This is a genomic window from Achromobacter sp. SIMBA_011 (assembly GCF_046535435.1).
GTDB classification, from domain to species: Bacteria; Pseudomonadota; Gammaproteobacteria; order Burkholderiales; family Burkholderiaceae_B; genus Achromobacter; species Achromobacter dolens.
On sequence record NZ_JAWRWN010000534.1, the window covers coordinates 1 to 269 of the forward strand.

The window sequence follows — 269 nt, forward strand, 5'->3', positions numbered from 1 at the left end:
CCGTCCGCCGCAGCGGCGACGGTGATCGTGAAGGCCGCGCCGCCGCCGCAGAATCCGGTGCGCATGCATTTCGGCGAGCTGGTGCTGCAAAACGGCCGCGTGACCTACACCGACAACTTCATCAAGCCGAACTACACGGCGAACCTCGTCGCGATCAAGGGCACGGTCGGCGCGTTCGGCACGGATTCGACGACGTCGGCTCCGGTCGACGTCGCCGCGAACCTGGCCGGCAACGGGCCGATCTCGATCAGGGGCTCGGTGAACCCGCT

1 protein-coding gene is annotated in these 269 nt (G+C 68.0%); it reads left to right on the plus strand.

What is annotated here, in order from left to right:
* Positions 1-269 (plus strand): DUF748 domain-containing protein (locus SB816_RS32035; RefSeq protein WP_410548249.1); only part of this gene is annotated, 269 nt, incomplete at both ends.